Below are 24,988 nucleotides of genomic sequence, written 5' to 3'. Positions count from 1 at the left end.
CTAAAATCGGCACACGACTCCAGAGCAAAGGGATACCGGAACCAATTACCCTAATGGATAGAACTGGTACGATCTCTTCATACCCCCCAGAAGAAAGCGATACCGAGTACCGTAGTTATGGAAAGTAGTATCTGGAGGGGGGCACCAATTCGGAAATAGTCGGAGAATTTGTACCCACCAGGTCCATACACGAAGAGATTCGTCTGGTAGCCAATTGGGCCAAGGAAGGCGGTAGAGGCAGCGAAGGTTACAGCGAGCACGAAGGCAAACGGATTCGCATCAATTGCTGTTGCTGCGGCGGCTGCAACGGGAATCATCAAGACAACACTCGCATTGTTCGAAATCACTTCCGTGATGAGACCTGTCGCAATGTAGAAGAGCCAGAGCACTAGTAGCACGGGCAGAAAGTCCGCACTTGCGGCAACGACTCGGCCCAGAAACATCGCTGCTCCCGTTTGTTGGAGTGCAACTCCAAGGGGGATGACACCCGCGAGAAGGAAGATGACGTTCCAGTCAACTGAGTCATAGATTTCCCCGGGTCTGAGCACACCCGCCACAACCATTGCAACGACGCCTGCAAGGGAAGTCACGAGAATATCCTGTTGAAGCCCACCGAGAAGTGACAGCAATTGAACTCCTGTAAGGCTTGCAAGCCCGTTCCCGAGAGCTGGCCAGGGGATCGCGACGAGCCCCACCACCCCAAACATGATAGCGATTGCATGTGGGATTTTTTCGGTTCGATAGTTCGGTTCGTCAGCCTCATGAGCAAGAATGAAATCGTTGTTTCTAGCAAGGCGGTCAATACTGTTTGAATCAGCCTGGATGAGTAGCGTGTCGCCGCCTCTGATCGTAATATCTTGTAGTCGGTCGCGAACTACCTCTCCATGAGAACGAAATGCAAGCACATTCGCATCGTAACGCTGGCGAAACGTGGAGGAAGTGAGTGTTTCCCCAACAAGTCGCGAACTGGATGGGATAACCATCTCTACAATCGTCTGTTCATCTTGGTCTCCTGGCTCGAGTTCTTCGTCAGTTTCGAGAGAGTTTTCGATCGCGAGTGATTCCGCCTCAGCGAATTGTCGGAGCGCCTCCCCGCTCGCACGAACAAGAAGGATATCTCCATCACGAATTTCCTTCTGAGCGAGTGGTTCGGTAAACTGCTCACCATTTCGGATGAGTTGGAGAATATTCGTTCCGGATTCCGTTTCGCCATCTGCTTCTTCAACGGTCATCCCAATCAATGGGGAGTCAGACCGTACTACGAGCTCCGAGAGATAGTTTTGTATCGCATACTCCTCTACGTAGTCCTCTTCGGGAGGGACTCTCTCAGGGAGAAGACGATGACCAATGAAAAGCAGATAGAGGCCACCAACAAGTAGTACTACGACACCTAGTTGAGTGAACTCGAAGAAGCTGAACGCATGGAGAGCTGGATATTCTGAGCTGAGACTCCCAGCAGTATCACTCGCGAGAATGTTCGTTGATGTTCCGATAAGAGTGAGCATTCCGCCAAGTTGCGATGCATATGATAGAGGAATGAGGAGCTTCGAAGGGCTTGTCTTTCCTTTGTGAGCGACATCCGAGATGACCGGGACGAGAATTGCAACAACAGGAGTGTTATTAATGAACCCCGAAACAGGGCCTGTTACCCCTACTGTGGCCAATAGTTGCCTCTGTAGATTCTCTCCAGCGAAGTTCGAAATTCGCTGACCAACTAACTGCACAACACCAGTTTGACTAATTCCAGCACTGAGTATCAACATTGCTAACACAGTAATCGTCGCCGAGCTAGCAAATCCAGAAATACCCTCATCGGCTGAAATTTGGGTCCATGGTTCAAGGACGATAAGCGCAACCATGATCGCGATTGCCGTGACATCAATCGGAAGCCATTCTGTCACAAATAGAATGATAGCAGCGATGATCACCAGGAATACCACCAGCATATTTGGTGTAACCGGAGGGATCGCGTTAGCAGATTGTAGTATGATTGCAGTCATTGATAGTACCCATAGGTTACAGAGCACCCACTATAAACACTTCTAGTGGTTATCGGGGGTTGGTAAACGAGTGTTATCCCATTTTGCTTTTTATGACTAAGGGCATGAAGTAACCCCTATGAGTACAGTTTATGCCCAAGGGAAGCTACACCCTCTCGTTTAGATGAGTCAATTTGTCGAATATGTGTCCTCAGCTAGAGCTTAGTCAATTACTTCGTTCTTGTTGCCCATCTTCGGGAGCTCATCTTGTGCAGGCAACAGTCCTTCTACATCTACCTCTAGTAGATGTGCGCTCTCAAGGCGTATCTTTCGAGCTTCTTCAATAGTCAGAGAGCGACCTTTCTCAACACGCTCGGAGAGTGGGTGGTATTTCTCGAGTTCGAAGCCCATCGCCGTAAGGTAGGTTCGTACCTCCTCAGAGTTCAAACCGTCTACTATAGCACTTGCGCTCAGCTTCCGGAGCCTAGCAAATGATGGAATGCCGATTCGGTCTTCCCAGATGCCAGGTTCGCCAATGACGAGGTCTTTCTCTTCGACTTGGGAGAGCAGCGTGGCAACATCACCAACCAACTGAACTACTTGGCTGGGAAGTGCCGTGTCTGGTGCGCGCCATTCAACCGTTGGTGACCGCTCACGGAGGCGAACCGGTGTCAGAACGGCGTTTTCCGGATGAAAATGCTCCGTGAACACTTCTTCTTCAATACCAACTTCATGAGCTATCGCACGGAGTATTCTGAATTCAGTCTTGATACGAGCGTTCCATTCCGTGGTATCATCGACATAGGCCCACAGGTCACGATACCGCGAGAATCGAGAGTGCGCACCGAGACGATACATTGACGCGCGTGCTGAACTCGCTACTCGCCTTCCATCGTAGTATGGGCACGAGTTTACGAGAGCGAGTGCAGGGTCAAGCGCCGTCAGGAGGTTCAGCTGTTCGGCGACACGGCCCTTGTCGAAGTGAACGTGTGTCCCAGCACAATGTTTTGCATATGTGAGTTCATCTCCATAGAGACGTTCGAGCAGGTGGCCACGTTCGGTAATGCTCGGAAGCCCGTGTTCGGTGATCGGTGTCCCAAGGGGGACGAGATGTTTGCCCTGCCGGTTGGCTGCCTCGAGCACAGGAGAGAGTATATAGTACATCTCCTTGCGGAGCTCTTCGACAGTTTCGACTGGTGGAATTTGGATTTCGAGAAGCGAGTCGACGAATTCGTGCGTGACGTATTCGTGCGTAGCAAGTAATTCCTGAGCGGGTGTCAGTCGCCCCGATTCGTCAATGACTTAGTATTCTAGTTCAACTCCTATTTTCATGCAAATCACCCTCGCGATCTGGCCGAGCACTCTACAACTTGGCCAATTGAGCAACTCAGGATATCATGGGTCGCCTAATTTTCTACCAATGGAGATCCGAATGCACCCTTGAGCTAACACATCATGAGGTATAGTATCCTCAATGGTTTCTATATACAAGTAACTTATGCAGGTGTTATGCTGTCAAACCTGATTAAGCTGTAGTGAGGATTCTTGCTGAGTTATTTTGACCCAATTCTGAATAAAACAGATGTGAAGTTCGTATATTTAGAGAAAAATGCTAAACACAAGATAGGACCCGATAGTCGAGAGTGTGGGTGTAAGCAACCACAGAAAGACGACACGACCTGTCGCTGATCGGTCGAACAATTCGGGCGCTTCCTCGACTTCGTTCCTTCCTGGTTCGCCAATCGGTGGGACGTGTTCCTGACTAGTTTCTGATGGGGGTTGACGTGCTTCTGCTTCCCCTGATGCAACCTCTCCGATAGTGGGGCCAGGTGTAATGCCAGAATCAGCTTCACGACCTGTGGCCAGTGCTCCTACATTGAGATCAGGCCCACCTTCTCCTTCGATCGCCGCTTCAGCGGCTTCAGGGATGGTAACTGTCCGTGATGACCGACCCCATCCGAGACCGATTATACACGACGTCATACTCACCGCGAGGCTCGCGGGCACACCCAGATTCGAGAGAATAGTGATGATCGTTGCTCCAACGAGTGAGACGATCAGCGCCGCGAGAATCGGCAGATCCGTGATTCCCTCACCGATGGTATCTAGAGTACGCCGAGCGATCGTAAATCCACCAATGCCGATGGCGGCAATTGCTAATAGAATACCCTGGCTCGCAGTGATAGACCCACTTCCGACGAGTGGTGCAATTGCATTTGCTGCGTTCGATGCACCTGCCGAAAAAGCGTTGTAACACGACACTGCGAGTACCACGACCGCTCCGAGAAGGTCGCGGAATGTGGCGTTCTGGTTGAGTCGCGGTCGTGGGATCGACCCAGAGCGATCAAAGTAGTACAGTCCTCCCTCAAATCGGGTGAATGTCACCCGCGCATCCAGGTATGGATAGATATAACGCCCAATGAGTACACCACTCCAGAGTGCTATGAGGGGTGCAACGATCCATGCGGACACGATACCGAACATGATCTGTTCGTTAAGTGTATCAGTCGCTAATCCGAGCCCTGCGATGGCTCCCACGGCAGTCATCGATGTCGAAGACGGTACACCGAAGAAATTCGAGATCAGTAACGCCCCGCCGGCGAAAAACAATACAACGATGCTCACAGCGAGAGTAAACTGACTTGCTGGGACGATGCCCTCGCTCATTGTCTCGATGACGTGTCGGCCAACAGTCCAGCCTCCCCACAGCGCGAACAGGGTGAACAATCCAGCCGCAAGGGGTTTTCCGACGATTTGACTTCCGACCGCAGGGCCAAATGCAACGCCAGTAGAGGACCCACCGATGTTGTATCCAACAAATGCAGCCACGAGCAATCCAGCTATGAGGAGAAGAGTGATCCCAGCCATCCACGCCCGTTAGTCATGGAGAGTCCTATAGATAACGCTTTATTATAATTGAATGTGGTTCCTATCAACCTATTCAATCTCACATCGAGACGCTATGAGTAGTTGAGGCTGATTTTTTCTAATATATGGCTATCCCTCATAAGGTAATGCTTCACGAAGAATGTACTCGGGTAGTCCACCCAGGTTAGTTAGCCTTCAATGCCGCTCCAAGAATAATAACTCAGATGTGGTCATCGGACGATGGTCAGTTGGATTGGAGATCGGTAAAACACTGTTTTCGCAATATCTTCCACGATCAATCTATCCGCTAATGATCCCACATGGCTTCCCATAACGACTATATCGAAATTTCTTGCCCATTTGACGAACACTTCCTCTAGGCTTCCCTTTAGCCGGTATGGATGTCGGCTTTAGAATCGTACTTCTCGGCAATTTCCCGCGCCTCCGCGAGAACCTCCTCTGCAGCGTCCTCAGCTGCCTGTTGGATATTATCTGCAAGCGCTAATCCCACTGCCTTGCCTATCATCCCTGACGGCTCGCCGACCACGTGTAACACCGTAATTTCCGCGCTCGGATGGGCTTCCAATGGCTACTTAAACACCTATTTAACCATCTCTGAATCATCCATTGGAACGAGAATACGCGAAATCATATGCTACGTAAGGTCTACCCTCCATCAAATGCCGCAAATAACTTATAGCAATGTACGAGGTTAGATTCGGAATGTGTATGTGTATCTAGCGAGTGGCCTTTGGTATGGTTTCCCTCCTTCTCGTTGGTGGTTTGGTGGCAGCGATATTCGTTGGGTTCAACATTGGCGGCTCATCGACCGGTGTCGCGTGGGGACCGTCGGTTGGGGCGAAAGTCATCAACAAAACTGCTGCTGCGGCTCTGATGACCGTTTTTGTCTTTCTCGGTGGATGGACTGTCGGTCGGAACGTGATCGATACGCTTGGCGGCGAGATCGTTCCTCAAACCGCATTTTCGATCGAGGCGAGTATTGTCGTCCTCTCGTTCATCGGGTTGGGGATGTTGTTCGCCAACATCTACGGCGTCCCCGTTTCGACCTCAATGACGGCGGTCGGCGCAATTGCCGGGCTCGGGCTCGCGACGAACTCCTTGAATTGGGCTGTGATGGGCGAAATCGTCGTCTGGTGGGTTATCGCCCCAATTATCGGTTTTTGGTGCGGCACTGTGATCGGTCGCTACCTCTATCCACACTTGGACCGGTTCTTTGCCATCCAGCAGACTGATGGCCCGCTTATCACGTACGATTCAACGGGACTCGTCCCCCGGCCTCAACTCGGTCCTGGGACAACGCCACGCGAACTTCTCAGTACGACGCTCGTCTTTCTCATCGCATGTTATATGTCGTTCAGTGCAGGAGCAAGCAACATCGCGAACGCTGTCGCGCCGCTGGTCGGTGGCGGCTTCCTCGGTCCGAGCTGGGGAGTCGGGCTTGGAACCATCGCTATCGGGGTTGGGGCCTTCACGATTGCTCGACGTACGATGGAATCCGTTGGAAACGGACTGACTGATCTGCCACTGATGGCTGCAACGATCGTCATGGTGGTCGCTGCGACCATCACAACAGTCGCCTCGTGGCTCGGTATCCCGATCAGTCTCGCTCTCTCGACGATTATGACCATCGTCGGGCTGGGATGGGGGCGAGCGACACGCACCGCGACTATGCCTGACCTCGCGCGCGGTGAGCTCGAAGGCGGTATATCAGTGAACGCTGTAACGGTAGAAACAGACGAAGAGCTACCGGGCATCGGTGAAGAGCGTGCCGAAGATCTCCAAGATGCCAGCGAGTTATTTGATCCGTCAGCAGTGGTACGGTTCGTCTCGTTTTGGATTATCGGCCCCTCAGTCGCGACTATTCTTTCGTATCTCTCGTTCATCGTCCTTCCTATCGTGTGACCGACCTACCGGTACCAATCAAATATTCATTTTCATCAAATGATTCTGGTGACAGCTTATTTCGAGAGTTTCTCGTCTTTTAGTATTGAATTTGTGTACCGGAGTGCTTTCAGGTATCCAACACCAACGAAGAAATTTCCAAGCGTGATGGCGATGAACAGCAATCCAGCTATGAACGCATTTTGAGGCGTTACTCCATCTGTTTGAAGGGGTCCCAGCCACAGAAATCCCCCGGTAACGACGAGAGAGCCGAGTACAATTCCCCCGAAGTATTTCCAGAGCGGCCAGTTTTCGAAAGGGGGTGGACGGTGCATATCCACTAATAGCCACGCTACATATTGTGTGTTACTCACTGAAAACCACTGTATAACTTATTCAAAGGTTTTACTCCCCCGCCTGACAAAGTGGTATGCTTCCCTTTCTCCCCATTACAGTCTTGCAGACGATGCTGACGGCGGGGATCACGCCCAATATGGCCGTCGTCTTTCTCATCATTCACGGAGTAGTCGTCCTGGTTATCACCAAATAGCTGTCTACCGACACGACCGCAATTACCATCGTAGTTACCCTGATTGCCCCTGAACCATGGAGCAATATCTCCCCAGCGAAAGGCATCTCTGGCTTCTCCAGTTCGGCGATGCTCACTGTCCTTGCGATGCTCATCGCTACTTGGTTCGGAATCGGCTACCTCCTTGCCGATCTCCCGCAAACTGCAGGCGTCATCGACTAGGTTGATCCCGTTTGAATTCCAGTCATGTTCATTGGACTCGGTGTATACATTCTCATCGAGCCAGAGACCCTCTCGTGGACAGGTACAACCATTTGGTGGTGATATTTCGCCGGAACGGCTTTTCGGACTGGTTGCGTAGGTACTATATGTTCGACCACATCCTCCTTCCTGTAGACGGAAGTGACGCGAGCCAGAGTGCACAGCAATATGCGCAAATACTCGCGAACACCACCGATGCCGAGATTCATGCCCTGTTCGTGCTCGAAGACGGAGGTTTTGTTCAGGACGTGGCTGACGCGTCTGGTTCGGAGCAGATCGAATCGAAGTTGAAAGAGACCGCCGAATCGACGCTCGACACGGTCAGCGCAGCGTGTGAATCCGGCGGAGTTTCCGTGCAGACGTCGACGAGATCCGGCCATCCAACCGACGCAATTCTCGGATATATCGGTACGAACAATATTGATCTCGTTGTCTTGGGTGCGCACGCTCGTGGGCGACTCTCCCGGTTCTTGCGCGAGTCGATTGCCGAGCAAGTGGCCCAGACTGCGCCGATTCCCGTTCTTACGGTCCGGGCACGGAAACTGGATTCTGCACCCGAGATTCGGGATATTCTCGTGGCGATAGATGGGAGCGAAAGCGCCCGTCACGCGAGGTCATGTGCGTTCTCACTCGCGACCACCTTCGATGCTACAGTTCACACACTCTACGTCATAGAGAGCCGCTTCGGAAGTTCTGGGACTCTTCGTGACTTCCTTGAGCGGGAGAATGAATCGGTGTTCCAGGAGGCCCGGATACAAGCTACTCAGACGGGCGTCGATCTCGTTCCAGTCACTCGCGAAGGGAAGCCCGAGCGTGAGATCACCGAGTACGCAAACAATCGAAGGATGGATCTCGTTGTTCTTGGAACGAACGGGCGGACAGGACTCGATCGGTTGGTGATGGGTAGTGTTGCGACAAGTGTCGTTCGTCGGGCCGATCAACCAGTATTGACTGTTCGAGGGCCGCTCAAGGAATAAACTCGCTGTGGGAAGATGAGTGGCTAGGAGGCTCTCCTCAGTGGCAGTTCACAGTCGTCATTCGCAAATATCCAGACGTATCTTGAGCAGAACGTGTTCGACTGGACTAGTGCCTCCAACCCGCGAATCTTGGCGAATGGTATTTCAACAGATTGCCCGACGAGCATATATCGAGTGGCCGGTGTATGACTCGACAAACTCATAGCGGAAGTTGAGACTGACTGTCCAATGCACAGGAAGAATCCACTTCGAGTTGACGAAGTTCATAAATAGTATGAAAGCGTAGATCCGTGTAGACAGATGGCTCGAATCACCGGCTCCTACCCGGACGATCTTGACCTCCTCATTGAGGGGACTGTTGAGGCGGGTGTATTCGGTGGGAAGAGCGACGCCCTCCGAGAGTTCGTCCGTGAGTATTTCGAAGATCACGAGAACGAGCGCATTGCAGCTGCGGTTGCTCTGTACGAACGTGAGCGGGTTACGCTCGGTGATGCGGCGAGACTCGCTGCTGTCGACCGGTGGACGATGCGAGATATCCTCCGTGACCATGACGTCGAACTCCGTCTTGGGCTAGTAGATGAAGAGGATGCGACCTACGAGGTTGAGGCTGCGGCAGAACTCGAATTTAGTGAGGAATCGATGAATGGCGAGAAGTCACACACGAAATGACAGGTGGCGATGTTCCAATCCATCCGAGCGTCCTCAACACGACTGTTCTCTCGAATTTCGCGTATGTCGACCAACTATGGGTGATTGCAGACCTCTCCGGTATCTGTACGGTCCCAGTCGTGCGCAAGGAACTCCGTGACGGCGTCGATGGGCATCCGTATCTCCAGTCTGCACTCGATACCCTCGACGAGGAGATTCCCGTGACGACGATCTCCGAAGCGGTCGCGAACCGTGAAGCAGTGGTCAGTAGTCATCTCGATCCCGACGAAGCACAGGCGTTCGCTGTGGCGGACGCACACGACGGACAGCTGCTGACCGACGATGGGGACGCCCGGTCATTCGCCAAAGAACAGGGCGTGACAGTCGTCGGTTCAGTCGGCGTCCTGTTGGCCACGATTGACGCTGGGAAGATCGATGAACCAACCGCTGATGAATGGTTATCAGCCTGGATCGACGACATCGGATTCTATGTGCCCTACCGAACGATTTCGGAGTATCGGTAACCATGTAAAGTGTAGTCCCGATTTCCTAAATCGACTTATCACTAGTTAGGTGGTTTGTAGAATTTCATACTCCGATCCTCTGGTGCCGGAGGGCTCAACAGAAGATGAGACTAGCACACTCAATGCAGAGAACATCTCGTCACGTCTCTCCGGGTACGCTGGGTCTGGCGATTCTCAGACTTTTCGACCCCTGTAGACGGACACCTGATCGTCTACAGAAGTGGGAGAATCTGCCAATTGCTACGTTCCGGCTGTTGGCGAATCGAGATTTTCAACAGAATAACCAATATGCTCTGAGAGAAAAAGGCGGGAGCCAAACTTGGACTAGAGCGTCCGCCTTCGATTGCTCCGATCGTCTGACGGGATACATCAACAGCCTCTGCGAGATCTTTTTGCGTCAAGTCGTCCTCTGCTCGTCGAACTTTGAGATCGTTCTGCATTGGTCACTTCGTCCGTGTATAGTACAGACCAGTCTCAACGTGGACAACCAATTCAAGAACAAATCCTGCGATTTCAAGACGAAAAGCCCAAAAATTCACAAATCGAGAGAATCACCCTCAAATTCTCGGTGCAGCCCAGTCAGTACCCACTCATCGGTCACGCTGAACCGTATTCACTAAACTCGGTCGGCAGGAACAGCGCGCATGAGGACAGCAGCACGTGAGTGACTCGACAACCGACCTCTCAGCATTGGCTTCAAGCGCGAGTCTGATGCTCATCGGGGAGATACTGGGTTCCTCATCGAAACTGGTTGAGCGTATTGTCGTCACGTGAGTTCTCCCACCAGCGGCCTACGGTGAGGTCGCCCTCGGGTTCTCCGTGCTGGCACTGAGTACGACACTTGCACTCCTCGGTTTGAATCCGGGCGTTGCGCGGTACATCTCTCGATTCGAGCACATCAGTGACGTCCGTGGGGCTTGGCTCACCGGATTGGGGCTCTCACTTGCTGTCGCAGCTATCTTCGTGTTCACCCTCCTGAGCAGCGGCTCGACGACCATCGGACTACTCTTCGAGTCGCCGGAGTCTCGGTTCCTCCTCACACTGTTCGTTCTCGCCATCCCGTTCAACGTGGGTTTTCGTCTAGCGACCGGCGCGATCCGAGGGCTCGAAAACACGATCTATCGAACCTACGCTCGTGACTTGTTCTACAACGGATTCCGGCTCGTCCTCGTCGGAGTGCTGTTGAGCGTGGGATTCGGCGTCGTTGGGGTGGGATACGCGTACCTCATCGCCGGTATCGCGACGGTCGTCGTGATCCATCTCCTGTTGAATCGACTACTCAGGCTCCGCGGTGAACTCACGCTCCACCCGCGGCGGCTCCTCTTGTTTTCGATTCCACTGGTTCTCTCCGCGATGGTTTCGAAGATACTCGGCGAGATGGACACGCTGATGCTCGGCTATTTCACCGACACGACCACCGTCGGTCTATATGACCCTGCCTACCAACTCGCTTCCGGGCTGCCAGTTATTCTGAGTTCGTTCGGATTTCTCTACATGCCACTGACCTCTCGGCTCGATTCGGAGGACAGTCACGATGAGATAAAGCGCATCTACAAAGTCACGACCAAATGGGTGTTCATCGCTGGGTTTCCCCTGTTTCTTCTCTTCGTTTCCTTCCCCACGGATATCGTCTCATCAGTGTTCGGGGAGGCGTATGCGGGCGGAAGCGAGGCGCTGTGGCTCATCGCGACCGGGTTCTTCGTCAGTGCAGCGTACGGACGAGCACAGGATACGCTCGCAGCGTTCGGGTACACGAGAGTCATCTTGGGTATCAACACCGCTGCGGCAGTTCTCAACATCGTTCTCAACGTCGTATTGATCCCTCGCTACGGTTTGGTCGGGGCCGCGACGGCGACAGCGGTCTCGTTTATAACCCTGAACGGATTCGCGTTCGCGATCCTCTGGTACGTGTGCGATATCACCCCCTTCTCGCGATGGTCGGTGAGGACGTTCATCGTACTTCCGGGAACCCTGCTCCCGGCGATGGTGGTCGTTTCACAAGTGGTGACGCTTACGCCACTCTCGCTGCCGGTTTTCGCTGCTCTCGACGCCGTTCTGACGGTAGCTGTCGCGCGCTAACGGGTTGTCTGCAGTCCGAGGACCGAATCCCACTCAACCTCATCGAGCGCCGTCTCCCGATACGAGTCCCTCTCGTGAGACGATACATTCCCGATGACAGGTAAGCGAGAAACTACCGCCGAAGAACGAGTTCGACGTAGTGGTCCTCGGCGAGCAGGTCCTCGAACGTCTCGATATCCAGCTGGTGGCCGTACCAGCGTGGAACGTCACCGATCGAGGCGGCTCGTTCGTTGACCGCGGAGACGATCTCGAAGCCGTTCTCGGCGAGCGCGGTCACGACGGCTTCGGCGGGTGCCTCGTTCAGGTAGTTCTGGTGGAACTCGAGATAGATCACCAAGGGTGAGTCGACTTCGAGGACGCTGGTCATCCCTTCGAAGATCTCGGCTTCGTATCCCTCAACGTCCATCCGGAGGACGTTGACGGCCGCCGGTTGAATGTCGCGCTCGGCGAGGTACTCGTCGACGGTCGTCTGCTGGACGGTGAGTGCTCCTTGGCTGGGGACCGCTGCATTCACCAGGGTGTTCGCTCCGCTCACCACGTTCCCGGTGGAATCGCCGAGCGCCTCGTGTGAGCGCCGGACCCCATGTCGATTTGAGGACTCGTCGAAGTGGAGATGCACGGGTTCGACGGTCTCACCGATCGCACACCATTCGATGTCGACCACGTCCTCGAAGCCGTTCAGCCGGACGTTCCGCTCGAGGAGTTCGATATTCGCCGGGGCAGGCTCGATAGCGTGAATACGTGCGCGCTCGCCCAGAACGCTCGCCTCCAAGAGAACGTAGTAGCCGATGTTCGCACCGAGTTCGAGCGCGGTTATCTCCCCGTCGACATCCTCCTTCAGGCGCTGGAGTTCCCGTCTGAAGGCGCTTGTCGAGCACTGCTCGTGCGTGCCGTAGCTCAGGAGCGTCCGAGAGATACCGGTGTCGTGGGGGTCGAGGAGCATCCGGTAGCCGTCGAGTTCCTTCGTGATGTACCGGCTGGTAGCTCCGGAGACCTTCCAGTGATAGTAGGGATTCCAGCTGATGGCCGATTCAGCCAGGAACCCGAGCAGTTCGCCGAAACGGCGCTGCTCGGCTAAGTAAGCCGCCTTGCTGTGGACCATCGACGCGACGTCGGCGACCTTCCCCGGGGAGGAAACGGCCGTCTTCACTCGTCGAAGGAGACCCGCAGAGAGGTCACCCGAGCTCGGGAGGGAAGCTTCGGTCCGGTAGTGGAGTTTGGTTCCCTGGTGTTCGCAGGGCGCGTTTTCAGTTGAAGGTGTCATGGGTGTGGTGGAGTGGGTGACCGTTGTCGTGACCGCCAGCTCTCGAGTGCGAATCCGTCGTGCGTCGTCTATCGCCGCATGAAGCGGGCGAGCCCCGCCGCTGGTCGGCGGGATTCACCCGATGCTCTGCCCCGTTGGATGCGTCGCTGCCGAGATCGAGCATCGTGTCCGATATCGAGGCGGACAGGGTGCTCTCGGCCCGGCGAGACGGTGCTAGATCGGAGAGGGCTTTCGCTCAGGTGGGGTTAGTCGTCACCCTCCTGGTCGTCGTCCTCGTCGAAGGCACCGTCGTCATCGTCGTCAAGGTTGTTGCCGTCGCTGTCGTCGTCATCGTCCATGTCCTCGTCGTCCTCGTCGACGTGGCCGTCACCGTCGGCGTCAACGTCGTCGCCGTCGTCATCGTCGCCGGGCCCCTGGTAGATGTCGTCGGCGTCGTCGGTTTCGCTCCCTGCGTCGTCATCACGGTCGTCACCTTCCTGGTCGTCGTCAGCGTCGTCGCCCGCCGCGTCGTCGGCGTCATCGTCGCGGTCATCGCTATCATTGTCCGCATCGTCGTCAGCATCATCATCTGACTCAGGCGGATCGAGCCCGTCGTCGTCATCGTCGCTCTCATTCGCGTCGTCGTTGTCGTCGTCATCATCGTCAGCGTCGTCGTCGCGGTCGTCAGTGTCCTCGCCCTGTACGTCGATGCCGGTGTCGTCACCGTCGTCGTCCTGTGCGACGGCGGGGGCGATCGTCATCCCGATGGCCGTCAGTGCGACCACTACCGCCACCAGGACCTTTCCGAAGGTGGGTTTCGTGTTGAAGTTCATTGTTTCTCTGAGGTTGTGGTTCCGCGTGCGTCCCGTCCCGTATTCGCATCGAGCGAGAACTGCGACGGGACTCGCTCCGACCGTACCACCAACCACGTCGTCACCACTCCCGAACTCGAACTCGGGGAAGACATCCCTCGTGCGCGAGGGCCAGAGGTCAGCGGGGCAGAGCTGCTCGACAGGGTCGAGCCGAGGCTCCCCCGAGTCTGAGTGGGAAGGAGGCGAACGCGGTCCGTTTGTCGTGGCATCATTGGTCGGGTCTGCGGCGTGCTGCCGCAGTCATCCCTCTATCCGGGAGGGTAATCAAGTCAGAAGATAGTTATCCCGAATATCGACGAATCAAGCCCATTCGCGCCCATTTAGCCCCAATTAAACCGAGTTGTTCCCGAATTAGTTCCCGCTCTCGAGTGGGAACACTGGGTCCGAAGCGGTCGCCGGCCGTCGAACCGTGGAACAGTAGAAACCCCTTTAGAATCACCCCTCCTCGTGACCAGCACAAACCCGTGCAATTGAATCCCCAACGGCTCTTGACAGGTGCTATCATTCTCTGCTGTCTCTTGGTCGGTATTGCGGGTGGCACTTCGGTCGAACCCACGAGAGCGACCAGTGCCGAAGCGAGCAGCGGGGCCGGGCCGAACACACCGAAGTCCGAACTCCGACAGCTCCGAGAACCGAATACTACCCCGACGCAAACCGCTCTCTCCGCTACCCTCTCAGCGAACGGGTCGGGAATCTGGACCGTCAGCTACCGGTTCGACCTCAGTAGTGCGAACGAAACCGCCGCGTTCGAGCAACTCCAAACCGATATCAGCTCGAATTCGAGTCTCTACCGAGAACGCTTCCAACAGCGGATGGCTGAAGTGAGTGCTGCGGCCGAGAGCACCACCGGCCGAGAGATGAGCGTTACAGACGTTCGCGTGCACGCCAGCCGTAACGGATCGTCTGGGATCGTTACCTACGAATTCCTCTGGCGAAACTTCGCAGCGACGAGTGACAACCGTCTCAGAGTAGATGGGGTACTCGCAGGTCTCTCACTCGATGATTCGACACGCCTCACCGTGCACTGGCCCGCTAGCTATGAGGTGGCAACCCTCCAGCCGGATCCAACCGAACAGCAGCCGAATGCGGCCACGTGGACGGGAGCGGTCAACTTTACCGAGAGCGGAATCGTCGTCGAGGTGATCGACTCGAACCCAGCAGCGAACACGACCAGCGGAGGAGCGGAAGGCGGGCCAAGCGATGGAACCGCCACCGAGAACGGTCTCCCGTTGGCGAACATCGGCCTCGTCGCTTTCGTGTTGCTCGTAGGGGGCCTCGCCCTCGTCTTGGGGGTTCGACGGTGGCGAACGGAGGGGTTCACAGCCGGAGCGAAAAAGAGGAAGGATCCCGGCAGAGCGAGCAGTGAGCCGTCGTCCGAAGACACTACCACCCACTTGGATAGTGGAACTCAACAGCCTGCAGACGAGGGAGCTGATAGCGAGCCGGACTTAGAGCTACTGAGCAACGAAGAGCAGGTGCTTGCGGTACTCGAACGGGCGGGCGGACGCGCGAAGCAACAACACATTGTCAACGAACTCGGATGGACGGATGCCAAAACAAGCTCGGTCGTCAGCCAACTTCGAGACGAAGGAGCTGTTGATGGATTTCGTCTCGGTCGTGAGAACGTCCTGTCCCTTCCCGATGACGCTGGGGACACCACAGAAGAGAATTTGGAGGGGGAGTGAGCATGACATCACGAAATCGCACTCAAACCGACTCGAATCGAGGGGATGGTCCGAGACTCCGTGGGCTCCCTCGCCGGCTGGTAGTGGAACGAACCGCAGTATTCGTCCTTGTCGTTGGGCTGGGGGTACTGGCCCTCTCAACAGGACTGGCGTTCAGTCAGCCGAGCACGCCATCGGCTCCGGCGACGGAGGCTAACAACTCGACCGGCGCGCCGGGAGCAGTGTTCGTCAGTGCCATTTCGAACGAGCGTGCTCTACTGGATGGGGAAATCGAGCGGACGAACCTGGATAGCGAACTCGCACGAGCCACGACCGACGAAGAGCGAGTCAGGATCGTTTCCACTGGTATTCAGCAAGTCGAAGATCGGGTCACTGACCTCGAAAGCCGAACTCAGAACTCACAGCGGACTGCCGATCAAGGAAGTACTACGTCCCAAGGTGATACCGGATCGGTGGCGACTAGAGCGGAGGCAATCAACCAAACCCTCGACCGATTGCAAGCGGCAGCTGTGAGCCTCCCGGCGGCACAGTTCAATGCACAGTACACCAACGCGAGCAGTATCGAGCAACTCGAGGGGCGCCTGAACGCGTTGACGGTCAGTGAGACGGTCCCGGAGCTCACCTCAGAATCAACAGAGAACACATCAGAGACCGACACCCCGCTACCCGAATCGACACCAACCGATGAAAGCACAACAGATAGCCCGAGTGGAGAAACAAACAGCGACGACGATGACGACGATGACGACGGTGACGACGGTGACGATGAAGGCGATAGCGACAACGACGACGGAAGCGACGATAACGCAGACGACTGATGCTGACGATAGAGGGAAGTGCAAACTATTAGATCGGCATCAGTGCGTTCGTCCTCGGAGCCGGTATGCGGCGCTTCATTGACCATTTCGGGTGAAAAGCGAACTAGCGGCCATCCACTGCGGGGGACGCCAAGACCACCGATGAGGTGTTGCCGTCGGCGCTCTCGACAACCCTTCTGCCTGCGAAAGCCCGCACAGCGCCCTGTGGACGCGAGCAGGACCGTGGAGGTGGGCGGGCGCTCCGTGGGTACGTGGTCGGGCTTTGGCCGGCCCGGAGGGCCGGAACTCCTAAGCGGGGCTGTCGCGGTGGCGACGGCGTTTCATGCTGAGAACCGTCGTGGAGTGAACTCGCGCGGTAGCGTAACGAGTACGGTGAGGCGCTCGGTATCTTTTTTTTTTTGACTGCGTGCGTGAAACGCACGTACTGAAACTGCTGTGGAATTTCTATGGATGCTAAAATCCAATGGCCGCTGTAAAGAGACACTTGCTTGCCAACAAAGCCGTTTAGATAGTAGAGCTTCCGAACAGAGGGAGACAGACTATCTTCGAGTAGCTCTCACAATAGCTACCTCGTAGCGAATAGATTTATACTTTGGACTAGGTGTGTCGGAAGAAATCATCAATCGACATTCCTACCTTTCGTTGTGCTGCCGGTGAGAGGAGGTGTTTTTCATTATATATTATCTCGATGCGTGTGAGCCTGGAAAGGCGCTTGAGGGCACGAGGAATAATCAGATCAGCCGGAAAGAGCGGGTCATTTTCACTTACGAATAGGGCAGTAGGTGCCTCGAAGCCAATGAGTTCGCTTGCATCGGCTTCAGGAAACTTCCGTTCGAGTTTTACGTAACGGAGGGACGCAGCAATTGTGTTTCGTACGACTGGATCGAGATCAGATTGGGTAGCCAAGACGGCGAGAACTCGATTGAGCAGCCATTCATGCGGGTAAATTCGATACAGTATACTGGGGAGTCCGAGTCGCACCCCCAGTGAAAGGAGAGACGTACTTCCAAATCCGGTTGGGACAACCAATGCAGCGTGTTCGATCCGATTGGGTGCAAGTACTGCAGTCCGTAAAACAATCCCCCCTCCATAGGAAGTCCCGATCATGGAAGCCATCGAGAGGTCAAACGCGTCGAGGAGATCTACGACCCATTCACCGTAACTGTCGTTCTGTGGGTCAAGTCGTGTCTCTGCGCTCTTGCCCGGATGGCCGACGGTATCCGGCGCTATCAGTCGGTAGCTGGTCGCCAGCTCAGTATACCATTCAAGCACCATCGGGGCAGTGGTGTTGCCTCCATGAAACACAATAACCGGGTGCCCATCCTGTGGTCCTGCGAGAAGAACGTGAGTGTCGCCATAGCGCGTCTCGATCCACTGCTCCTCAATATCGATGTTTAGCTGATCAACTCCTTTACTGTACCACGTTTCAAGTGCCTGTCTTCCAGTTTGAGAATGATAAATTCCCATCTGAATACCGAATAGAGTTATGTGCTATTAAACGTAGATAGTGGTGACTGATTCGCTTCTGTTCTTTGACTCGGCGATAGATATCTCAACTAGAAATACAGCGACTGGACAGGGTTTTCACGTCGAGAGAATCGATTCTCTCTCATTGCACATCGATTGCTTGTATCCATGTGCAAGATTCGCGTCACGGACGCGTTGTGACGCCGTGCTACTCTAGTCGACCTGCTGAGATTATCTTTTACTATAATCAATCCGTCAGTGAGTCACCCGAACAGCACGTGCGATTGACTCCGATGTGCAAAATCTACCACGAGAACCGACGTGGTTGAAGGGGAGAAGCTGGCGAGACCTGTAAAGAATATCCGGTTACCTATCTCAGTCAGTTCTGAAAAGAAGGCGGTCATTCAATCATCAATCTACGGACGGCTGGGAAACCACAGTTTCCCTCCAGATCGACGGAAAGGTAGTCAGCACTAATAGAGGGTGCGAGCGGCAGAAAGATCAGGGCACTCAATGTTTCCAGCCACTGTAGTCACGTGAGTTCACCGAGGGATGACTGACTCTGCCCATTATCGATCTGATCGCTGGATGTATTCTCGATTGTGCTTCCGTTGCTCCTGCGCTGGCGGCGATTTCGTGCAAGCGATGCGCGATGGAGAGTGGTCGCCAGAACTATTTCAGCGAATCAACGAGGAGGGCATCAAATCAGGCCGAGGAGCTAATCGCAGTGCTGGGCAGGCTTGGATCGCGGTAGGGATTGCGGCCATAGACTGCATCGTGGAGGTCACGTTCGTCGAGTTGGTCGACGAGGGTTCGGCGAAGCCGATTGAGGCTGGTGGTATCGAGGTTGTGGTTCTCGCAGAGACTCGAAAACGATTCGTCGTCGGTGATCGAGTGGAACTGGTCGTAGAGAGCTGCGAGTTTCTCTGGGGACTGTTCGACGATCCACTCGTTGTCGTGAAGCCCGAGATGATGCTCACGTTCGCGGTCGACGACGTGGTGGATCACGACGAGCGCGACCTTTGGGATGGCACGCTGACTTCCGAAGGCGGTAAGGTCGAGGTCGACCATGGTGCCGATAGCGCGATCACGCTGCCATGGGGTGAGACCCAGACTACTACATAATGCGTGGGTCAATCGAAGCTTTTCGAGGCGGTGAGCCCGCCGGCTGTAGCCCTCCATCGCGGGATGGCGTTCGTCGTGGAGCCGCCGAACGTTCTCGCTGAGGTCGTGCTCGGGTGCGTCGGTTCGGCCGATACGCGTCGCACTCGGTGTCACGAGCCCCCATCGCCGGACGGTTTCGTCGCGCTGGAGGTCGGCTCGTGAGATGGTACTGTCCCCAGGAAGCTGGCTGAGTGGCGAAATATCGCGGTCACTAAGCAGTGCCGGCTGACGGTCCTCGATCGCTGGGAATAAATACCGACCAGCATCCTCGTCGGTCATTAGGCAGCCAGTACTGCCTGCTTGTAGTTGAAAGGCATGGCTACGTGCAGTAATCTTCCACCGAGAAACCAGCGCGCTCCTCCCTCGTATCTACGCTCTGTCGCCAGAAGCACTTAAAGAATCAGCGACTACAATGTGCCCCGACTTTGCCCGTCTTCAACATCTTACCAAACGTTTAGCGCGTTGTGAGAGATAGCGTTTGGTAAGATGAGAACTCCTTCTGTGATAGCGAGACGGCCAGCATCAATGCTCTCGCTGCACGAAGTAGGTGTCCGAGTGGAGTTCGTGAATGATTTCTCTCAGTATTTCCCACCCACAATCGTCGCATCCAGGTGGCTCGTCCGGCGACGCAGAGACTGTCCCGCATTGCTCACACACGAAGTACCGCAGGCTGAGCACACTCGATCTATGCGAGCGGACCTCAAATCCACGTGGATTTATCTGTCGCCGACCGCGTGGAACGACTTCTTACTGAGTAAGCTCTCGGGTGCAGTGCGCTGGAATTGAGCCACCGGACTTCTACTGGCCCCGATTTTTCGAACTTGAAGGAGTTGACTACGAATCGTCGAGGTGGTCTGCTCGCGATTAGAGAGCAAAGAACGAGTAACCGCTGACTTTCCTTCGGGTTCAGTCCTCTACTCAGAAGCTCACGCTCGGTCAGTCACTCTGGAAAGCAAATATAAATGACCTCGACACCTATGTTCCTCCAGAGATGAGCGGGAAGGCCGCACGCAAGCCACTGTCCGACGACGCCCATACGGACGCAGCGGCGGCCTTCGGCGAACGCGCACGGTCCAAACACGGCACCGACGTAATCGAGCTGTACGTGTTTGGTTCGACTGTTCGTGGTGAGGCTCACGGACGATCGAGTGATGTCGATGTGCTGGTTGTCATCGACGAGAATGACCGAGATCCTCTCAAAGAGTCGCTTCGCGATATCGCTCTCGATGTGATGCTTGAGTACGGCCCTGCGATCGAGTTGCATATTCTTTCCGAGACCACGTTCGAGCGTCATCAACGGGAACAGAACCCCTTTATTCAGAACGTTCTCTCCGAGGGACAATCGTATGGCTGACGACGACAGAGACGCTGCTGTCGACCGAGAAATTCAGCAAGCCCAGCAGGCACTCGATGATGCTGCCAAAGCCCAAGATGCTGACCTCTCAGATGCGGCGGTGATAAACCGACTCTATTATGCTGCATTTCACTCCGTTCAAGCTGTCCTCTATGACCGTGAATTCGACCCTACATCTCATGGAGGAGTTCTTTCGCTCTTCGGCTCGGAAGTCATCGCTGTCGGCGATGCTTCTCGGGACGATGGTCGATTCTTTAGCCAACTCTCGGAACTTCGCCAACAAGCTGACTACGGTACGATGAACTTGATGAGAACGTTGGCGCTCTTTACTCCCGAACACAGAACCTCGTTGCCAAGATGGAATCCCTTAGTGCCCCATCTGATTGATTAGTTCCTCGTGAGCAACGTGCGGATCACATCGGGACTTCTCGACTGGCCTGTTTTCTTGGGAAGGAGTACCTTTTAGACAGTTAGAACTATGGCTTCAGGAGAGCACTCACACTAGCTTGTGCCAGTACTCTTGGAGGTACATTTCTACGCCTCCTCCCGATCGGTATGGCGAATACAGATCGAGAACAGCACGCTTTGCGCTGTTGTAATCTGAATCTAGCAGGACATTAGCTCGTTTCGCCAAGTAGAGCATTGCCAACGCTGGCGACCGAGATCAACCTTGTTTGCCCTCATCCTCCCTACAGCCTATGAGTATCCCAGTGGTCGCCACTCCCAGCACTGAGAGATACATGCGCCGTTGCAGGGTGGGTGAAAAACGCTCGCAACTGCCCCTTTGTCCAAAAATAAAAGTTAGCCAATAGTTAGTCGGCAGATTGCCCTCCGTCGACGGGAAGTGTATGACCTGTGATATATGAGGCATCAGGTGAGCAGAGAAACGCCACCACACCTGCCATCTCTTCGGGATCGGCAATGCGGTCCATCGGTACGTCACGTATCGCCGATGTGTCGTACTCCGCTCGGATCGTTCGAATTACGGTTTGGAGCAGCCGAACGCCTGCACCGAGCCGTTGTCGGAGTGACATCGAACGCAGGTCTCCTCCGATCAGTCCTGACTGGATATTGGTTTTCGTCGGCCCGGGCGCGATCGCGTTGACTCGAACATCACGACTCGCGTACTCGAGTGCAACCGATTTCGTCAATCCAACGACGCCATGCTTCCCGGCAGAGTAACTGGAGAGGCCGCCCATTCCGACGAGTCCAGCTTCGGAGGCCGTATTGACGATCGCACCGTGACCTTGCTCGGTCATCACCGGAAGTTCGGCTTTCATGCATGTCCAAACCCCTTTCAGGTTGATAGCGAGGATTCGGTCCCACTGTCCTTCCGTGATATTGGTCGTCTCGGCGAAATCGGTGAGGATCCCCGCGTTGTTGTGCGCGAAATCGAGACTACCATACGTTTCGACCGCAACATCGATCATGTGCTCGACCGACGCAGTGTCGGCGACGTCGACCGGGACGAAGAGGGCGTCACCACCTGCGTCCTTAATAGTAGCAGCGCTTTCATGACCAGCCTGTTCGTCGATATCGGATACGACGACGTTCGCGCCCTCTGCAGCGAAACGCTGTGCCGACGCTCGTCCGATCCCTGATCCGGCTCCCGTGACGACCACAGTCTTTCCGCGGATTCCTTCCATATCGGACAACGATTGATCGATCAATCAATTAAACCTCGCTATCGGATAGAGTCGGGTATAGACCCGATTACTGCTCCAAAGTGTCGTTGTAGATCCTGACTTGGACCCGGATACTTCTGTTTCTCTCCCTTCCATGTTGTGGCACGCACAGGGGTTGCTACAGCGATATCCTACCTACTGCTACGATCGGGATACTGGTCGGGCTTTGCGTTGGCGTGATGGCCCCACTGATCGGGACCTTTCTCGTCCATCGACAGCTCGCGCTTATCGGTGACGCGCTCGCCCACACGGCCTTCGCCGGCGTCGCCATTGGCCTGTTCCTCAACGCCGTCCTCAACCTCGGTGTCTCGCCGTATCTCACCGCGATCGTGGTCACGATGGTCGCGGCACTCCTGATCGAGTTGATATCGGAGGCGACCGACGCCTACAACGACGTCTCGATGGCGATCGTCCTCTCGACGGGCTTCGCGTTCGGGACGGTGTTGGTCAGTATCAACGCCGGCGGTCTCGCCGTCGAGGTCAATCGGTATCTCTTCGGGAACCTCTCGACGGTGTCGGCGGAGAACGCCGCGCTGTTGCTTGTGCTCTTCGGCGTCATCGTGGCGACGGTGGCGCTGACCCGGAATCAGTTGCTCTACGTGACGTTCGACGAGACGGCGGCGGCGGTCTCCGGGCTCTCGGTGAGCTGGTACAATCGGGTGATGGTGATGCTGACGGCGCTCGTCGTTGTCGGTGCGATGCAGATCATGGGCGTGATCCTCGTCGCGGCGATGCTCGTCGTGCCCGTCGCCGGTGCGGCCCAGTTCTCCCGGAGTTTCACCCAGTCACTCCTCGTGTCGGTCGTCCTCGCGGAACTGGCCGTCCTCATCGGTATTGCCGTCTCGTACTACGGCGGGGCGACGGCTGGCGGCGTTGTCGTGCTTGTTGCGGTCGCCATCTACGTCGTCAGCGTCGTAATCGGCAAGCTGCAGTCCGCAGCGGGAGAGACGACCTCCGAACTCGGAAGCATCACGACCGAAGAAACGCAAACGTCGTCGGACTAGTTGAATATCGACACATTGAGGGCTGTTTGTCGTCTCAGTAATGTGCTGGACGGTCACTTAGTAGCGGACGACTATGAATATATTCTTGACGAGGAAGCCTCCATCTGAGGGGTTGCGAGAACCACGGACATCGACCGATACGCACGCTCCAGCATCCACTGTTAATCAGTCTTATTCAACAATCATGTTGAGAGGAGGAATGTTATAGGTATTTTAACAGTACAGAAGATACTGAACATAGAAACTATTTTCGAACAGACATGGTGTTCTCGATTTACTCGCCGAAAGCAGTATGTAGAACCAGTTAAAGGATGATCCCTTTGGCGCTCACCCCACAAGGAGCGTTCGAGATCCTCCTCGGCTCCATGCGCGATGGCTTCGTTCAGGTTTCGGCGTTCGTAGCGATCACCGGCCAGATATTCGGCTATCTACAGTACAGAACCGGCGGACGAGTTGTCAAGTTCCTTGAGAACAACGAACGGCTCCAGCCACTCGTGTGGCGTAGTGGGACTCACACCTGGCTGTGGCGGTGCGATCATCGCGATACCACTGTACATCCGTGGGACGATCAGTTTCGGGACGGTCGTGGCGACGCTCACCACGACTCCTGGCGGTTCGGCGCTCGTGATCTTCGTGCTTGGACCCAAGGCCGCACTCTATCCGTGCGTGATGGCGTTCGTCTCGGGCGTGCTGTTCGGCTACGCCATCGACTTCTGGGGGTCGGAGTCGGGCGCGTTGACCGCGCTGTCGAGCGGGTCAGTCGGCCGATGACCGACGGCGCGTATCGCTCCACTTGTTCCTCGTGGTGATGATAGCTCGCTACTAAGAGAAACGTCAAGCGCATGAGCGTCCCTATCCGATGGTATGCCGAAGCGGGAGTACAAGCGAAAACAACCGAACAAAACGGTTCAACTCGCACGAGAGCACGCATTACTAAAGTTCAACGCTGATCAAACAGATAACAAAAAGTATGTCGGCGAAGACATCTTCGAGATGCACGTCCTGATTTGTATGACCCAGACCGCTACACATACCCAGGACGAGAGCGGCTGGCTCACTGACGACGACCCAGTGCCAGTGATCAGTGGGTGCGGTGGCAACCCTCCGCCTGCGAGCTGAGAATGAGAACTTTCACACGACCAACCGTATCGAAATCGCGAAGTTGGTAGACCAGCTCGCGAATTCTCGATGCTTCGCCGCTGCAGAAGACCGTCTCCAAGCACCACTCACCTCGGTGCATGTGGCTCGTCGTCTCGATGACATCCTGAAAGTCGTGTTGAACGCCGTGGAGCGGTTCGATGGTCTGTTCGTGTTCGTAATCAACGCGAGCACGGCCTTATCTCACCAGAGACCGCTTCGAGCTGCGTATGACCCTCGATATACTCGCTCATCGCCTCCCGCACGGCCCGCGAACGCGACTCCATCCCTTCGTGCTCCCAGGTACGGTCGAATTTCGAGAGCAAATCATCGGGGATATTGAAACTGGTGCGCATCTCACCGATCCTATACCGACGCAGGCGGTTGGGCGTTCCGACTCGATATGAGTTATTACGGTGAGTGTAGACGCGTGCTAACAGGGTTTTTGTCCCATCCCCTCGTCTTGAGAGTTGCAATGTGTCATTGCTTTGGGTCGGTCGACGAACTGACTGAACGAGAACGCGAGGAACTGCTCGAGGAACACACCGTTGATGAACTCCGTGCCGAGCGAACGGAGGAAGAACTCGAACAGCTCGGTGTCGCTGCCTGAATCAGGGTTCATATCAACCCCTCGCCTGTTCTGTCGGCGATCAGGTGTCTACTTATAGGGGGCGCAAGCGTCCGTATCTCCCATTCGATCATGTGCTCTCACGTTTGTGCCGTTGTGGTGGGGGTTAGGGGCAGAGGGTATCTTTGGGCGTGTTCTTCGGAGAAACGCGCTGGGTGCTTGCA

General features: G+C 55.2%; 23 protein-coding genes and 2 pseudogenes. 12 read left to right on the top strand and 13 right to left on the bottom strand.

Annotated features, from left to right (window positions below):
* Window positions 1-77: 77 nt before the first annotated feature.
* From D3261_RS03390 to D3261_RS20950, 4 genes are all read right to left on the bottom strand, one after another.
* Window positions 78-2,000: an SLC13 family permease gene (locus D3261_RS03390; protein WP_120068929.1), complete on the bottom strand. Its 1,923-nt coding sequence runs from the start codon at window positions 1,998-2,000 to the stop codon at window positions 78-80.
* A 201-nt stretch (window positions 2,001-2,201) separates the two neighbouring features.
* Complete coding sequence (locus D3261_RS03385) at window positions 2,202-3,143, bottom strand: glutamate--cysteine ligase (protein WP_199693899.1); 942 nt, start codon at window positions 3,141-3,143, stop codon at window positions 2,202-2,204.
* Between the two features lie 435 nt (window positions 3,144-3,578).
* Window positions 3,579-4,847 carry an inorganic phosphate transporter gene (locus D3261_RS03380; RefSeq protein WP_120068926.1) on the bottom strand — a complete coding sequence of 423 codons (1,269 nt, stop codon included), beginning with the start codon at window positions 4,845-4,847 and terminating at the stop codon, window positions 3,579-3,581.
* Window positions 4,848-5,235: 388 nt separating this feature from the next.
* Window positions 5,236-5,373, bottom strand: coding sequence for a hypothetical protein (locus D3261_RS20950; RefSeq protein WP_342764740.1), 138 nt, complete (start codon window positions 5,371-5,373; stop codon window positions 5,236-5,238).
* Window positions 5,374-5,603: 230 nt separating this feature from the next.
* Here D3261_RS20950 and D3261_RS03370 point away from each other — a divergent pair, with 230 nt between their 5' ends.
* Window positions 5,604-6,770, top strand: coding sequence for an inorganic phosphate transporter (locus D3261_RS03370; protein ID WP_120068924.1), 1,167 nt, complete (start codon window positions 5,604-5,606; stop codon window positions 6,768-6,770).
* A gap of 56 nt (window positions 6,771-6,826) precedes the next feature.
* Here the strand turns inward: D3261_RS03370 and D3261_RS19630 are convergent, their stop codons facing one another.
* Entirely contained in the window at window positions 6,827-7,123 is a 297-nt protein-coding gene (locus D3261_RS19630) for a hypothetical protein (RefSeq protein ID WP_147464910.1), read from the bottom strand.
* A 523-nt stretch (window positions 7,124-7,646) separates the two neighbouring features.
* On the opposite strand from D3261_RS19630, the gene D3261_RS03365 reads away from it, so the two are divergent.
* The 3 genes from D3261_RS03365 (at window position 7,647) to D3261_RS03355 (ending at window position 9,688) form a co-directional block, all read left to right on the top strand.
* Complete coding sequence (locus D3261_RS03365) at window positions 7,647-8,516, top strand: universal stress protein (protein WP_120069241.1); 870 nt, start codon at window positions 7,647-7,649, stop codon at window positions 8,514-8,516.
* Window positions 8,517-8,816: 300 nt separating this feature from the next.
* A complete protein-coding gene (locus D3261_RS03360) occupies window positions 8,817-9,185 on the top strand; it encodes a UPF0175 family protein (RefSeq protein ID WP_120068921.1) in 369 nt (122 codons plus the stop codon).
* A complete protein-coding gene (locus D3261_RS03355) occupies window positions 9,182-9,688 on the top strand; it encodes a twitching motility protein PilT (protein WP_120068918.1) in 507 nt (168 codons plus the stop codon). Before D3261_RS03360 ends, D3261_RS03355 begins: the two co-directional genes overlap by 4 nt.
* A 212-nt stretch (window positions 9,689-9,900) precedes the next feature.
* Here the strand turns inward: D3261_RS03355 and D3261_RS03350 are convergent, their stop codons facing one another.
* Window positions 9,901-10,128: a helix-turn-helix transcriptional regulator gene (locus tag D3261_RS03350; protein ID WP_199693898.1), complete on the bottom strand. Its 228-nt coding sequence runs from the start codon at window positions 10,126-10,128 to the stop codon at window positions 9,901-9,903.
* 379 nt (window positions 10,129-10,507) lie between these two features.
* Here D3261_RS03350 and D3261_RS03345 point away from each other — a divergent pair, with 379 nt between their 5' ends.
* On the top strand, window positions 10,508-11,767 hold the full coding sequence (locus D3261_RS03345; RefSeq protein WP_233553859.1) for a flippase: 1,260 nt from the start codon (window positions 10,508-10,510) through the stop codon (window positions 11,765-11,767).
* 112 nt (window positions 11,768-11,879) lie between these two features.
* Here the strand turns inward: D3261_RS03345 and D3261_RS03340 are convergent, their stop codons facing one another.
* Both D3261_RS03340 and D3261_RS03335 read right to left on the bottom strand, forming a co-directional pair.
* Window positions 11,880-12,917 (bottom strand): FkbM family methyltransferase, encoded by a 1,038-nt coding sequence (locus tag D3261_RS03340; RefSeq protein WP_158589344.1) that lies wholly within the window; start codon window positions 12,915-12,917, stop codon window positions 11,880-11,882.
* A gap of 359 nt (window positions 12,918-13,276) precedes the next feature.
* Complete coding sequence (locus D3261_RS03335; RefSeq protein WP_120068913.1) at window positions 13,277-13,843, bottom strand: hypothetical protein; 567 nt, start codon at window positions 13,841-13,843, stop codon at window positions 13,277-13,279.
* 407 nt (window positions 13,844-14,250) lie between these two features.
* Between D3261_RS03335 and D3261_RS19935 the strand changes: the two genes are divergently transcribed.
* Complete coding sequence (locus tag D3261_RS19935) at window positions 14,251-15,567, top strand: DUF4897 domain-containing protein (protein ID WP_342764739.1); 1,317 nt, start codon at window positions 14,251-14,253, stop codon at window positions 15,565-15,567.
* Between the two features lie 83 nt (window positions 15,568-15,650).
* Window positions 15,651-16,385 carry a hypothetical protein gene (locus D3261_RS03325; protein WP_147464909.1) on the top strand — a complete coding sequence of 245 codons (735 nt, stop codon included), beginning with the start codon at window positions 15,651-15,653 and terminating at the stop codon, window positions 16,383-16,385.
* A 597-nt stretch (window positions 16,386-16,982) separates the two neighbouring features.
* Here D3261_RS03325 and D3261_RS03320 read toward each other — a convergent pair.
* Window positions 16,983-17,852: an alpha/beta fold hydrolase gene (locus tag D3261_RS03320; RefSeq protein ID WP_120068907.1), complete on the bottom strand. Its 870-nt coding sequence runs from the start codon at window positions 17,850-17,852 to the stop codon at window positions 16,983-16,985.
* 705 nt (window positions 17,853-18,557) lie between these two features.
* Window positions 18,558-19,295: a DNA-directed RNA polymerase subunit epsilon gene (locus D3261_RS03315; protein WP_120068904.1), complete on the bottom strand. Its 738-nt coding sequence runs from the start codon at window positions 19,293-19,295 to the stop codon at window positions 18,558-18,560.
* A gap of 712 nt (window positions 19,296-20,007) precedes the next feature.
* Between D3261_RS03315 and D3261_RS03310 the strand changes: the two genes are divergently transcribed.
* Both D3261_RS03310 and D3261_RS03305 read left to right on the top strand, forming a co-directional pair.
* Entirely contained in the window at window positions 20,008-20,370 is a 363-nt protein-coding gene (locus tag D3261_RS03310) for a nucleotidyltransferase domain-containing protein (protein WP_120068902.1), read from the top strand.
* Window positions 20,363-20,761 carry a HEPN domain-containing protein gene (locus D3261_RS03305; RefSeq protein ID WP_233553858.1) on the top strand — a complete coding sequence of 133 codons (399 nt, stop codon included), beginning with the start codon at window positions 20,363-20,365 and terminating at the stop codon, window positions 20,759-20,761. Before D3261_RS03310 ends, D3261_RS03305 begins: the two co-directional genes overlap by 8 nt.
* Before the next feature lie 421 nt (window positions 20,762-21,182).
* Here the strand turns inward: D3261_RS03305 and D3261_RS03300 are convergent, their stop codons facing one another.
* Window positions 21,183-22,016: an SDR family NAD(P)-dependent oxidoreductase gene (locus D3261_RS03300; protein WP_120068899.1), complete on the bottom strand. Its 834-nt coding sequence runs from the start codon at window positions 22,014-22,016 to the stop codon at window positions 21,183-21,185.
* 92 nt (window positions 22,017-22,108) lie between these two features.
* On the opposite strand from D3261_RS03300, the gene D3261_RS03295 reads away from it, so the two are divergent.
* The 3 genes and pseudogenes from D3261_RS03295 to D3261_RS20290 all read left to right on the top strand — a co-directional run bounded on the left by D3261_RS03295 (window position 22,109) and on the right by D3261_RS20290 (window position 24,178).
* The gene (locus D3261_RS03295) at window positions 22,109-23,059 is read left to right on the top strand and encodes a metal ABC transporter permease (RefSeq protein ID WP_120068896.1); all 951 of its coding nucleotides are present in this window, start codon (window positions 22,109-22,111) and stop codon (window positions 23,057-23,059) included.
* Window positions 23,060-23,370: 311 nt separating this feature from the next.
* Window positions 23,371-23,853 (top strand): annotated as a pseudogene (locus D3261_RS21015) (putative manganese transporter); the annotation flags it as partial.
* 70 nt (window positions 23,854-23,923) lie between these two features.
* Window positions 23,924-24,178: a hypothetical protein gene (locus D3261_RS20290; protein WP_199693916.1), complete on the top strand. Its 255-nt coding sequence runs from the start codon at window positions 23,924-23,926 to the stop codon at window positions 24,176-24,178.
* Here D3261_RS20290 and D3261_RS03285 read toward each other — a convergent pair.
* A pseudogene (locus D3261_RS03285) lies at window positions 24,141-24,552 on the bottom strand (CopG family ribbon-helix-helix protein). The gene D3261_RS20290 and the pseudogene D3261_RS03285 overlap by 38 nt on opposite strands.
* 77 nt (window positions 24,553-24,629) lie before the next feature.
* Window positions 24,630-24,818, bottom strand: a complete 189-nt coding sequence (locus D3261_RS19930) for a hypothetical protein (RefSeq protein ID WP_158589342.1) — start codon at window positions 24,816-24,818, stop codon at window positions 24,630-24,632.
* Window positions 24,819-24,988: the final 170 nt, after the last annotated feature.

The sequence above is a fragment of the Halococcus sp. IIIV-5B genome (assembly GCF_003602035.1).
In the GTDB taxonomy this organism is placed as follows: Archaea; Halobacteriota; Halobacteria; order Halobacteriales; family Halococcaceae; genus Halococcus; species Halococcus salsus.
The sequence above is the reverse complement of the archived record's forward strand: the minus strand, read 5'-3'. Positions and strand labels throughout refer to the sequence as shown.